The organism is Gammaproteobacteria bacterium (assembly GCA_030680605.1).
Lineage (GTDB): Bacteria > Pseudomonadota > Gammaproteobacteria > SURF-13 > SURF-13 > JAQBXX01.
The window spans coordinates 187,344-199,506 of sequence record JAUXUQ010000002.1 but is presented as its reverse complement, the minus strand read 5'-3'; the positions used below and the strand labels follow the sequence as shown (position 1 = coordinate 199,506).

Annotated in this window: 13 protein-coding genes and 2 tRNA genes; 8 read left to right on the top strand and 7 right to left on the bottom strand. The window is 59.7% G+C overall.

Annotated features, from left to right (window positions below; all coding sequences use genetic code 11):
• Window positions 1-66 precede the first annotated feature (66 nt).
• The 5 genes from Q8L89_02455 to trmJ form a co-directional block, all read right to left on the bottom strand.
• On the bottom strand, window positions 67-393 hold the full coding sequence (locus tag Q8L89_02455; GenBank protein MDP1707917.1) for an iron-sulfur cluster assembly accessory protein: 327 nt from the start codon (window positions 391-393) through the stop codon (window positions 67-69).
• Between the two features lie 82 nt (window positions 394-475).
• Window positions 476-1,609 (bottom strand): cysteine desulfurase family protein, encoded by a 1,134-nt coding sequence (locus Q8L89_02450; protein ID MDP1707916.1) that lies wholly within the window; start codon window positions 1,607-1,609, stop codon window positions 476-478.
• Between the two features lie 7 nt (window positions 1,610-1,616).
• On the bottom strand, window positions 1,617-2,096 hold the full coding sequence (gene iscR, locus Q8L89_02445) for a Fe-S cluster assembly transcriptional regulator IscR (GenBank protein ID MDP1707915.1): 480 nt from the start codon (window positions 2,094-2,096) through the stop codon (window positions 1,617-1,619).
• A 35-nt stretch (window positions 2,097-2,131) separates the two neighbouring features.
• Window positions 2,132-2,914 carry a serine O-acetyltransferase gene (cysE, locus tag Q8L89_02440; GenBank protein ID MDP1707914.1) on the bottom strand — a complete coding sequence of 261 codons (783 nt, stop codon included), beginning with the start codon at window positions 2,912-2,914 and terminating at the stop codon, window positions 2,132-2,134.
• 68 nt (window positions 2,915-2,982) lie between these two features.
• Window positions 2,983-3,699 (bottom strand): tRNA (cytosine(32)/uridine(32)-2'-O)-methyltransferase TrmJ, encoded by a 717-nt coding sequence (gene trmJ / locus Q8L89_02435; GenBank protein MDP1707913.1) that lies wholly within the window; start codon window positions 3,697-3,699, stop codon window positions 2,983-2,985.
• A gap of 101 nt (window positions 3,700-3,800) precedes the next feature.
• Between trmJ and suhB the strand changes: the two genes are divergently transcribed.
• From suhB to Q8L89_02395, 8 genes are all read left to right on the top strand, one after another.
• Window positions 3,801-4,598: an inositol-1-monophosphatase gene (gene suhB / locus Q8L89_02430; GenBank protein MDP1707912.1), complete on the top strand. Its 798-nt coding sequence runs from the start codon at window positions 3,801-3,803 to the stop codon at window positions 4,596-4,598.
• A 60-nt stretch (window positions 4,599-4,658) separates the two neighbouring features.
• Window positions 4,659-5,687 carry a recombinase RecA gene (gene recA / locus Q8L89_02425; GenBank protein ID MDP1707911.1) on the top strand — a complete coding sequence of 343 codons (1,029 nt, stop codon included), beginning with the start codon at window positions 4,659-4,661 and terminating at the stop codon, window positions 5,685-5,687.
• The gene (locus Q8L89_02420; protein MDP1707910.1) at window positions 5,677-6,132 is read left to right on the top strand and encodes a regulatory protein RecX; all 456 of its coding nucleotides are present in this window, start codon (window positions 5,677-5,679) and stop codon (window positions 6,130-6,132) included. The genes recA and Q8L89_02420 overlap by 11 nt, the downstream gene beginning before the upstream one ends.
• Window positions 6,133-6,221: 89 nt before the next feature.
• Window positions 6,222-8,852, top strand: a complete 2,631-nt coding sequence (alaS, locus tag Q8L89_02415) for an alanine--tRNA ligase (protein ID MDP1707909.1) — start codon at window positions 6,222-6,224, stop codon at window positions 8,850-8,852.
• A gap of 17 nt (window positions 8,853-8,869) precedes the next feature.
• On the top strand, window positions 8,870-10,096 hold the full coding sequence (locus Q8L89_02410) for an aspartate kinase (GenBank protein MDP1707908.1): 1,227 nt from the start codon (window positions 8,870-8,872) through the stop codon (window positions 10,094-10,096).
• Window positions 10,097-10,175: 79 nt separating this feature from the next.
• Window positions 10,176-10,382, top strand: a complete 207-nt coding sequence (gene csrA / locus Q8L89_02405; protein ID MDP1707907.1) for a carbon storage regulator CsrA — start codon at window positions 10,176-10,178, stop codon at window positions 10,380-10,382.
• Between the two features lie 42 nt (window positions 10,383-10,424).
• Window positions 10,425-10,517 (top strand) — tRNA-Ser (locus Q8L89_02400).
• Window positions 10,518-10,587: 70 nt separating this feature from the next.
• Window positions 10,588-10,664 (top strand) — tRNA-Arg (locus tag Q8L89_02395).
• A gap of 373 nt (window positions 10,665-11,037) precedes the next feature.
• Here Q8L89_02395 and Q8L89_02390 read toward each other — a convergent pair.
• Both Q8L89_02390 and Q8L89_02385 read right to left on the bottom strand, forming a co-directional pair.
• Window positions 11,038-11,718 (bottom strand): OmpA family protein, encoded by a 681-nt coding sequence (locus Q8L89_02390; GenBank protein ID MDP1707906.1) that lies wholly within the window; start codon window positions 11,716-11,718, stop codon window positions 11,038-11,040.
• Between the two features lie 32 nt (window positions 11,719-11,750).
• Complete coding sequence (locus Q8L89_02385; GenBank protein MDP1707905.1) at window positions 11,751-12,149, bottom strand: hypothetical protein; 399 nt, start codon at window positions 12,147-12,149, stop codon at window positions 11,751-11,753.
• Window positions 12,150-12,163: the final 14 nt, after the last annotated feature.

Below are 12,163 nucleotides of genomic sequence, written 5' to 3'. Positions count from 1 at the left end.
TGTGCGAGGAATATACAGCACCACAAGATACTAAATCCTACTGATTTAGTCAAGATTAAGCAGGCATCACTCGACGCTGAAGCTCTCCCCGCAGCCACAGGCACCTGTCATCTGCGGATTAGAAAACTGGAAACCCTGCTTGAAGGTCTCCTTTTTAAAATCCAGCACGGAACCCTCCAGAAACGGCAGGCTTTTGGCGTCCACCAACAAAGTAGCGCCATATTGTTCAAATTTGCTGTCATCTGCATTGATTGTGTCGGCATAATCATAAGTGTAAGCCAGGCCAGCACAGCCTACGTGCTTGATTCCAACGCGCAATCCTACCCCACTGCCTCGCCTGGCCAATGCCGTTTGAATCTGCTGAGCTGCGCCTTCTGTCAATATCACTGCCATACCTTATACCCCTCCACTGCATTTTATGGGCGTGGGAATACACAATCCTGGACTCATGCAAAAAGCCCTTTGGCTTTCCGGATTAGGCCACACTCTGCACCTGCCACGCGCGTTGCGCCCCTATCAACTGCTGTATATTATCCACCAAGCTGTCGACATCCACCTCTGTCGTGTCAGCTCCGAGGCTCACGCGCAGCACATTACGCATAGCATCGCGCGCCACGCCCATCGCCGTCAGCACGTGACTGGGCGCTATCTGTCCGCTGGAGCAGGCCGAACCACTGGATAATCCGTAACCAGCCTGCTCCAACTTCTCCAGCAGTGTTTCGCCCGCAAAAGCCGGCACGCTGAACTGCACGGTATTCGGCAGGCGCTCGGCCGCCGCAGCGTAAACAACGATGTTCAGCGCCCGCAACCGTGCTTCCAACCTGTTGCGCGATGCACGTAATCGCGCCATGCGCTGCACCAACCCCACACGCGCAAGTTCGGCCGCCGCCCCAAAGCCGATAATGCCGGCAACATTTTCGGTACCTGCTCGCAGCCCTTTTTCCTGACCTCCTCCCTGCAACACCGGCTTAAGCAACCCGGGCTGCTCCACAATCAGCGCGCCCACACCCTTGGGGCCACCCATCTTGTGTCCCGCAATTGACATGAATTGTACTTTGCTCGCGGCAAAATCCACCGGCACCTTGCCGACGGCCTGTATGGCATCGGTATGCACCCAGGCACCCGCATCCTGGGCGCACCGGGCAATCGCGTAGACATCCTGGAGTGCGCCGGTTTCATTGTTGGCCCACATCACCGACACCAGCCTGGTTTCCGCATGATATGCGAAGTCGATCTGCACCCGGCACTCTGCATCCACCGGGATCACATCCACTCGCCAACCACTGTCTGCCAGTGACTGTGCCGGGGCGCGCACGGAAGCGTGCTCAATCGCACTGAGCACCAGCCGCGCCGGCGGTTGATGCTGCAAGGCCCCGAACAAGGCCAAATGGTTGGCCTCGGTACCTCCGCTGGTGAAGATCACCTGCTCAGGCCGGGCATTGACCAGGCTTGCCACCTGCGCCCGCGCTGACTCCAGTGCCTGACGCACGCCACGTCCGGCATGGTGGGTACTGGACGGATTAGCGTAGTGGCTGGTCAGATAGGGCAGCATGGCGTCCAGCACGCGCGCATCCATCGGCGTGGTGGCATTGTGATCCAGGTAAATCATGTGCAGGTTATGAGTGGCGCCGCCCACTGCACACGGTCACCGGAAACTGCGCTGCACCCTGTTGGCGCGCCGCCACCTCCTGTACACCGCGTTGCTCGACCAGTTGCGCCAGGGTAATCCCGCTCAGAAACTGGTATATCTTGCCGCTCAAGTCCTGCCACAAGTCATGCGTGAGGCAGCGCTCATTACCCTGACAGTTTTTCTTGCCCGCGCAACGTGTCGCATCCACTTTTTCGTCCACCGCGCTGACGACATCAGCGATCGAAATGACGCCTGCTGCTGCACCCAGACGGTAGCCGCCCCCCGGCCCGCGCACGCTGCTCACCAGACCCTGCCGGCGCAGCTTGGCGAACAACTGTTCCAGATAGGACAATGAAATACCCTGGCGACCGGCAATGTCCGTCAACGCCACCGGGCCACCCGTATCGTGCAGGGCGAGATCCAGCATCGCGGTAACGGCGTAGCGACCTTTGGTGGTAAGTTTCATAAGGCTTAGTCTACAATACCAAGTTAAATAGTCAACTATTCGACGGGCGGTGGCTGGGCCTGTGGCTTGTCGTCGTCCACGGCGTAGGACTCAAGCTGTGGCAGCTTGATGTCTTCCACCTTCCCGCCCAGATTTCTGATGGCCGCGCTCATCGCCTCCAGCTTGGTGTCCATCACGTGCACGTGATCCAGCAGGCCATTGATGGCATTCACCACCGGATCCGGCATATCTTGCGTGGTGCCATAGGCATCGAAGCCGATCTTCTCGGCAAACTGCTTGCGCCGCTGCAATTCGGAGTCTGCGCGTTTTTTTACCACCCGGCCCGGCACACCCACCACGGTCGCACCCGGCGGGATGTCTTTCACCACTACGGCATTCGAGCCCACACGCGCATCTTCGCCCAAGGTGATCGGTCCCAGCACCTTGGCGCCGGCGCCCACCACTACATTGTTCATCAGCGTGGGATGGCGCTTGCCTTTCTGCCAGCTGGTACCACCCAGTGTGACGCCTTGGTAGAGGGTGCAGTCGTCACCAATTTCGGCGGTCTCGCCAATGACTACACCCAACCCGTGATCAATGAAAAAACGCCGCCCAATGCGCGCACCGGGGTGGATCTCGATACCGGTCAGCCAGCGCATTACGATAGACAGCCAGCGCGCCAGCCATTTCAGCCCCATACGCCACAAGCCGTGATTGACGCGATGCATCAACACTGCGTGCAGCCCCGGATAAGTGGTCAGCACCTCAAACGTGTTGCGCGCGGCGGGGTCGCGCTCGAAGATGCAGGCGATGTCCTCCCGTAATCGATGCAGCCACATGGTCGATCTAAATACTCGTTAAATCAATTAGCTATAGTGTACTACCAAAGGCCATCCAAAATATAGGGCTAACCTGTCTGCTTGCGCGCTATCTCGGTCAGCATTCCCCGCAGGATGTTGATTTCATTCTGGTCGGGGCGCGCGCGGCCAAACAGCCGCCGCAGCCGGCGCATGAGTTTTTTGGGGTGGAGCGGATTGAGAAACCCGATCTGTACCAGTACCTGCTCAATATGGGTATAAAACAGCTCCATCTGCTCTACACCCACCGGCGTATGTGTGTCCTGCGCAGGCACGCTGTCCGTCTGCGCCAACAGGATTTCATAGGCGAATATCTGCACTGCAGCGGCAATATTGAGTGAAGCGAATGCGGGGTTGGCGGGTATACGCGTGAGATAGTGGCAACGGTCCAGTTCCTCGTTCGACAAACCGGAGTGCTCGCGCCCGAACACCAGCGCCACAGCGCCTTGCGCCGCCCCCTGCACCAATTGTGTGGCGCATGCGCGCGGCGTGAGTTCAGGCCACTCAATGGTACGCGTGCGCGCACTGGCGCCCACCACCAGTACACAACCACTCAAGGCCTGCTCGAGAGAGTCACAGACGCCGGCATTCAGCAGGATGTCGTCTGCACCCGCAGCGCGCGCAGTGGCCTCATCGCTGGGGAACAGCTTCGGCTGCACCAGATACAGCTTGGCCAGCCCCATGGTCTTCATGGCACGCGCGCAGGCCCCGATGTTGCCGGGGTGGCTGGTGTTCACCAAGACAATACGGATATTGGATAAGGACATTAAGTGACAAGTAACTAGTGGCGAGTGGCGAGTAAGAAGTATAATGCAGTCAGGCAGCATCTTCTGCACATACTCCGATACCCGCTATCCATCACTGACTCATGCACCCTCTGCTCAACATAGCGGTACGCGCCGCACGGGCCGCTGGCAACCTGATTGCTCGCTCCGTCGAACGCCTGGACAGCTTCGAGATCACGCAGAAGAGCAAAAATGACTTTGTCAGCGAGGTGGACCTGCAGGCCGAGCAGGCGATTATCAAGGTTATCCACAAGGCCTATCCCAGCCATGCCATTCTGGCCGAAGAGAGTGGCCTGCACGCAGGCGATGACTACCAGTGGATCATCGACCCGCTCGACGGCACCACCAATTTTCTGCATGGCTTCCCCCAGTTTGCCGTCTCTATCGCACTCGCCCACAAGAGTGTGCTGGAACATGCGGTGGTCTATGACCCGATGCGGCAGGAACTCTACACCGCCAGTAAGGGCGCGGGTGCGCAGCTAAACGGGCGGCGCCTGCGTGTCACCCGGCTCAAGGGTCTGGACGGCGCGCTGCTCGGCACCGGCTTTCCGTTTCGCAACACCGAGCATCTCGCCGCCTACCTGAAGATGTTCCATGAACTCACGCTGCTTACCGCCGGCCTGCGTCGCCCCGGCTCTGCCGCGCTGGATCTGGCCTATGTTGCGGCAGGGCGCATGGACGGCTTTTGGGAGATCGGCCTCAGCTCCTGGGACATGGCGGCAGGCGCCCTGCTGATACAAGAAGCCGGCGGCCGGGTCGGTGATTTCAGCGGTGGCGACCAGTTTCTGGAGACCGGCAACATCGTGGCAGGTGCCCCCAAAGTCTATGAGGCCCTGCTGAAAACCATCACCCCCCACCTCACCCCCGGCATCCGAAAATAGTCCTGCCGCAGGGCGGAATCTATGGGATACTTTGGTGTTGTGCCGTAATGGAGTAAAGCTATGGAAGACAACAAGAAAAAGGCCTTGAGCGCAGCGCTAGGGCAGATCGAAAAGCAGTATGGCAAGGGCGCCGTCATGCGCATGGGCGATGCTGGCGTGGTACGCGACGTGGAGACCATTTCCACCGGCTCGCTCGGACTCGATATAGCGCTTGGCATCGGTGGCCTGCCGCGCGGGCGCGTAGTTGAAATCTATGGCCCGGAGTCCTCCGGCAAGACCACCCTCACCCTGCAAGTCATCGCCGAGGCCCAGAAACTGGGCGGCACTGCGGCGTTTGTCGACGCCGAGCACGCGCTCGACCCGCAGTACGCGCAGAAGCTGGGCGTCAATGTGGACGACCTGCTGGTGTCGCAACCCGACACCGGCGAACAGGCACTGGAAATCACCGACATGCTGGTGCGCTCCGGCGCGGTGGACATCGTGGTGGTGGACTCGGTCGCCGCGCTCACGCCTAAGGCCGAGATCGAAGGCGAAATGGGTGACTCCCACATGGGCCTGCAGGCGCGCCTCATGTCGCAGGCGTTGCGCAAGCTCACTGGCAACATCAAGCGCTCCAATACCATGGTCATTTTCATCAACCAGATCCGCATGAAGATCGGCGTCATGTTCGGCAACCCCGAAACCACCACCGGCGGCAATGCCCTCAAGTTTTATGCCTCGGTGCGACTCGACATTCGCCGCATCGGCGCCATCAAGAAAGGCGATGAAGTCGTAGGCAGCGAGACCCGGGTAAAGGTGGTCAAAAACAAAGTGGCGCCGCCCTTCAAACAGGCGGAATTTGAAATCTACTACGGCGAAGGCATCTCGCGCGAAGGCGAACTGATCGAGCTTGGCAACCAGACCGGCATCGTCGACAAAGCCGGCACCTGGTACAGCTATGACGGTAATCGTATCGGCCAGGGCAAAGACAACGTGCGCAACTATCTCAAAGAGCACCCGGATACCGCGCGGGAAATTGAAGCCAAAATCCGCGCCAAACTGCTCGTGAAGGTGCCCGCCGTACAGGAAGCGGTCGAGGTTGAAGACTGAGACCCTCACCAAGGCCCTGGATCTCCTTGCCCGGCGCGAACACAGCACGCATGAGCTGCGCCGCAAACTACTGGACAAGGGGCACACTGCCGCAGATATCGACACCGCAATAAGCGCCCTTGTCCATGATAAACTGCTGAGCGACGGGCGCTTTACCGAGATGTATGTGCACGCACGCACGGCCAGAGGCTACGGCCCTTTGCATATCGCAGCGGCATTGCGTGAGCGTGGTATCGACAAGGGGTTGATTGCGCAGCACGTACACAGCAACGATCCGGTCTGGCGCGAGCGCGCAGCAGCAGCACGGCGTAAGCGCTTTGGGCGCCCACTGCCTGCCAGCCTGGCAGAGCGCGCACGGCAAACCCGTTTTCTCGCGGCGCGCGGGTTCACCCACGAACAGATAGGCAGGGTTTTGAAAGACGATGACAGTTGGGAAGTGAACTGACTGCGCACTGCAAAACGGACAGGTAGCCTCGGCAAGCGTGGCGCCCACCCCTTGACACCCCGTGCTTTCTTCACGGCAAGGTACGGGACATGAACTCACTACACACGGACAGTAACGTGAAAAACAGCAGCACCGAATTACGCCAGAGCTTCCTTGACTACTTCCATAATCTCGGCCACGAAGTCGTGGCGAGCAGCCCGCTGGTGCCCGCCAACGACCCCACCCTGCTGTTCACCAATGCCGGCATGGTGCAGTTCAAGGAGGTCTTTCTTGGCCTCGACCAGCGCGCCTGCAAGCGCGCGGTCAGCAGCCAGCGCTGCCTGCGCGCAGGCGGCAAACACAACGACCTCGAGCAAGTGGGTTACACCGCTCGCCACCATACTTGTTTCGAGATGCTCGGCAACTTCAGCTTCGGCGACTACTTCAAGCATGATGCGATTCGTTACGCATGGGAGTTTCTCACCGGCGTACTGAAGCTGGCGCCTGAAAGACTCTGGGTGACGGTATATGAGCAGGACAACGAAGCGGCCGACATCTGGCTCAAGGAAATGAAAATTGACCCGCAGCGCTTCTCGCGCTGCGGGGAAAAAGATAACTTCTGGTCCATGGGCGACACCGGCCCGTGTGGGCCGTGCTCGGAAATATTTTATGACCACGGAGCACACATTGCAGGCGGCCCACCGGGCAGTCCGGACGCGGACGGTGATCGCTACGTGGAGATCTGGAATCTGGTGTTCATGCAGTACGAGCGCAGCGCCGACGGCACACTCAACCCACTGCCCCACCCCTCGGTCGATACCGGCATGGGACTGGAACGGTTGGCCGCCGTCATGCAGGGCGTACACAGCAACTACGAGATCGACCTGTTTCAGAGCCTGATGCAGGCGGCGGCAAAGCTCGCGGGTGTAAGCGACCTCAACAACAGCTCATTGCGCGTCATCAGCGATCATATCCGCGCCTGCTCATTCTTGGTACTGGACGGTGTCACCCCCGCCAATGAGGGGCGCGGTTACGTGCTGCGCCGCATTATCCGTCGTGCATTGCGTCATGGCAGCAAGCTGGGGCTGAAAGAATCGTTTTTCCACAAACTCGTTGCGCCACTGGTCAAGGAAATGGGGGCCGCCTACCCCGACCTGCCCAAGAACCGCGAGCGTATCGAACGCGTGTTGCGCCAGGAAGAAGAGCGTTTTGCCGAAACCCTTGAACAAGGCTTGCACATTCTGGAGCAGGACATCGCCCGCATGAGCGGCAGCGTCATTGGCGGCGAGATCGTGTTCCGCCTCTATGATACCTACGGCTTCCCGGTTGACCTCACCGCTGATATCGCACGCGAGCGCGGGTTGACACTGGACATGGCAGGCTTCGAGCTGGCCATGGAGGAGCAGCGCACGCGGGCGCGCGCCGCGAGCCATTTTGAAGTCGACTATACCGATAAAATTGAGATAGACGCCGATACCGAATTCACCGGCTATGAAGCGCTGAATGGTGCGGGCCGCGTGCTCGCCATTTACCGCGAGGGCGCCACGGTGTCGGAACTGAACGCCGGCGAAACCGGCATGGTGATACTCGACCGTACACCGTTCTACGCCGAATCCGGTGGGCAGGTCGGTGATCGCGGCATTCTGCGCAACAAGGACATGTTGTTTGAGGTCAGTGACACGCGCAAGCAGGGGGCAGCGCACGGCCACTTCGGCAGCGTCAAATCCGGACGGGTATACAGCGGCGACACGGTCAGCGCCCACGTCAATGCCGAAACACGTCAGGCCACCATGCTCAACCACTCCGCCACTCACCTGATGCACGCCGCCCTGCGCCGCATACTCGGTGACCACGTGACGCAAAAAGGTTCGCTGGTGGGCCCGGAGCGGCTGCGTTTCGATTTCTCCCATTCTGAGCCCCTGACCCAGGCGCAGATTCATGACATCGAGCGCCTGGTGAATGCACACATCTGCGCCAATCACGAGGCCGAAACCCGCATTATGGCGCGGGACGATGCGATGAAAAGCGGTGCCATGGCCCTGTTTGGCGAAAAATACAGCGACCAGGTGCGCGTGCTGCGCTTTGCCGACTTCTCTACCGAACTGTGTGGCGGCACCCATGTGCGCCGCAGTGGCGACATCGGCCTGTTCAAAATCATCGCCGAAGGCGGAGTGGCCTCTGGCGTACGGCGCATCGAGGCGGTCACTGGAACCCGGGCGCTGGCCTGGATCAAGGAAACCGAGCGCCGCCTGTCCGAGATTGCCGGCCTGCTCAAGGCTGGCCATGACACGGCAGAGGACAAACTGCGGCAATTACTCGACAAGTCGCGCAGGCTGGAAAAGGAGCTGGAACACCTCAAGGCAAAATTTGCCAGCGTGCAGGGCTCAGATATCGCCGACCAGGCAGAACAGATCAACGGCATCAAGGTACTGGCAGCTCGACTCGATGGTGCGGACTCGAAGTCGCTGCGTGACACGGTCGATCAACTCAAGAACAAGCTGGGCTCTGCCGCAGTGGTACTGGCAGCCGTTGCTGACGGCAAAGTCAGTCTGGTCGCGGGCGTCACCGCCGATTACAGCCAGCGCATCAAGGCAGGCGAACTCGTCAACCTGGTTGCTAGCCAGGTGGGCGGCAAGGGTGGTGGCCGCGCCGACATGGCACAGGCAGGCGGCACCAATCCCGCCGCACTGGATAGCGCACTGAAATCCGTAAGTAGCTGGGTGCGCAAGCAACTCGGTTAAGCATAGCGCACACGCACATGGCATTAATCGTACAGAAATTTGGCGGTACCTCCGTCGGCAGTCCTGAGCGCATTGCGCATGTCGCCGAGAAGGTCATGGCATCCCGGGCGCAGGGCCACGAAGTAGTGGTCGTGGTATCCGCCATGAGCGGCGAAACCGATCGCCTCGTCAAACTTGCCAAGGAGCTGGATCCACGCCCCAATGAGCGCGAACTGGATGTGCTGCTTGCAACCGGCGAGCAGGTCACGATCGCACTGCTCAGCATCGCACTCGCCAAACGCGGTTGCCAGGCACGCTCCTATACCGGCGCCCAGGTCTGTATTCGCACCGACAGCGCGCACACCAAGGCGCGCATCATGAACATCGGCGCCGAGCGCATCCTGAGCGACCTGAAGACCGGTCGCGTGGTCGTGGTGGCAGGCTTTCAGGGTGTGGACGAGCATGACAACATCACCACCCTCGGACGTGGCGGCTCGGATACCACCGCCGTCGCGCTGGCTGCCGCGCTCAAGGCCGATGAGTGCCAGATTTACACCGATGTGGACGGCGTCTATACCACCGATCCGCGCATCGAACCCAAGGCGCGCCGCCTGGAGCGCATTACCTTCGAGGAAATGCTGGAGATGGCCAGCCTCGGCGCCAAGGTATTGCAGATCCGCTCGGTGGAGTTTGCTGGAAAATATAACGTGCCCTTGCGTGTATTGTCCTCGTTCGAGGAGGGCACTGGCACCTTGATCACCAATGAGGAAGCCAATATGGAACAAGCCCTGATTTCCGGTGTTACCGCCAACCGCGACGAGGCCAAGATTACCGTGGCCGGTGTACCCGACCAGCCGGGCATCGCCCACCGCATACTCGGCCCCATCGCCGCAGCCAATATTGAAGTGGACATGATCGTGCAAAATGTGGGGGATCATGGCCTCACCGACTTCACCTTTACCGTACACCGCAATGACTACGACAAGGCGCTTGATACCGTAAGGAAAACCGCAAAGGAAATGGGCGCACGCGAGGTACAGGGCGATAACCGCATCATCAAGGTATCGATCATCGGTGTCGGCATGCGCTCGCATGCCGGAATTGCCAGCCAGATGTTCCAGACCCTGGCCGTTGAAGGCATCAACATCCGCATGATCTCCACCTCCGAAATCAAGATTTCGGTGGTGATTGATGAAAAATATCTGGAACTTGCCGTGCGTGCACTGCACAAGGCCTTCAACCTCGAGCAGGGCACCCCAGCCTAACAGCAGAACAACAGCGTGCCGCCAGCACAAAAATACCGGCAGCACTCAGGCAGACGGACTTGACACAAGGAGTCAGACGATGCTTATTTTGACGCGGCGCGTAGGGGAAACCCTGATGATCGGGAGTCAAGTCACGGTGACGGTGCTGGGGCTCAAGGGCAATCAGGTACGTATCGGCGTCAATGCGCCCAAAGACATTACCGTGCACCGCCAGGAAATTTATGAGCGCATCCACAATGACACGCCACGCAAGGAGGCTGTTCTGCCCGATGGGGATCAGGGATAGGCGAATTTGCACGCGCAGACAGGTATAATACGCCAGCATCATGGAGAGATGGCCGAGTGGTCGAAGGCGCTCCCCTGCTAAGGGAGTATGGGGCTTAAAACTCCATCGAGGGTTCGAATCCCTCTCTCTCCGCCATCTTCGCATCCAAAGTTAGAGACGAAGCCCTGGAAAGTCGTTAAAATGGGCAGTTCAGTTTTACACTTACGCGCCCGTAGCTCAGTTGGATAGAGTACCTGGCTACGAACCAGGCGGTCGGGAGTTCGAATCTCTCCGGGCGCGCCATTTAATCAAGGGGTTACGAAAACGTAGTCCCTTTTTCGTAAGTGCGAACGTAGCTGGGTCGTATTCACTATCCACTCCTACCCGCAGCCCCAAGCTATCTCTTGTTTTCCCGTTTGCCGGAAGATTTTTCTGGCTTGGAAACCTTGCCTGCAAGCTGATGTACCAGACTAGACTGGCGCTGGTAAAATCCCTCTGTGTGCAGTGAATGTGCGAGCGCGGCCGATTGTGAGCATAGACGCGAGTGCAGTCCATCATGGACTTATTACGTATCGTGCAAGGACTCACGATGCAACGGCAAGTCCAATGTAGGGGGCCGCTTGCGCGGCCCCCTACATTTATAGCCGAACCCGGCTACGCGTGTTGCTTGCGGTACTTATTGACGCACTGGCACCAGGGTGATCTCGACGCGGCGGTTCTGCGCGCGGCCGGCCTCTGTGTTATTGCTGGCTATCGGGCGACTCTCACCGGCACCGACGACAATCATGCGCTGATGCATGACGCCGCGCGAACCGAGGAAGCCCGCCACTGCATTAGCGCGGCGCTCGGACAGGGACTGGTTGTAGGCATCCGAGCCAACGCTGTCTGTGTGGCCGGCGACCTCGACGATGGTCTGGTTGAATTCGGTAAGGGTGCGGGCAACGTTGTCGAGTACCGGCCGGAACTCCGGCTTGATGTCGGAGCGGTCGAAGTCGAAGGTGATGGCGCCCGGCATGTTCAGGGTGATGTTGTCGCCCTGGCGCACGACCTCGACGCCAGTGCCGGCCATGCGCTGGCGTAGCTCAGCTTCCTGGCGATCCTGATAGACGCCGATGGCGCCGCCAGCAAGTGCGCCGACACCCGCGCCGATGAGTGCGTGCTGACGGCGCTCGGTGGCATCGTCGCCGCTCAACAGGCCAGCGACCGCGCCGAGACCGGCGCCGATCAGCGCACCGGTGCGTGTCCGGTTAGGGTCGTCGGGTGCGGTGGTCTGGCCGGTGTAAGTGGCGCAACCGGCGAGCGACAGCACTCCCAGTAGCGCAACAGTGAGTGCGGTCTTCGGGAAGTTCGGATGCATAGTGTCTCTCCTGGGGTGGGGGAAATGCGACATCAGTTGAACGGCCACCACCAGCGTGGCCCCTGCTTGGCGGTGTCCTTGTCCTTGCGGTTATCATCATCCCTGCCTAAGAGGAAATCGTACCAGTGGTGTTCCTTTCCAGACCGCGCATGCTCGTCAGCCTTTTCAGCGTGGCGTTGTTCCGCACGTTCCAGGCCGCGGGTAGAGTCGGGGTCGGACTGCCGGTTGCTGTTTTCATTGTCCCAACTGCCGTTCTGGCCCCGGTGCTCGTTGCCGTCATTATCATGCATGCGGGGATTAGTCGCCCCCTGCTCGTGCCCGGCCTTGTTTGGGTGGTTATCCATATTGCCGGGTGCGGCAGTGGCGCCCAGCGCAAATGCCGCGAGCATGACACCTGCGGCTGCGACGGTAAGCCTCTTAGTATTCATCATTGCGATATCCTTCT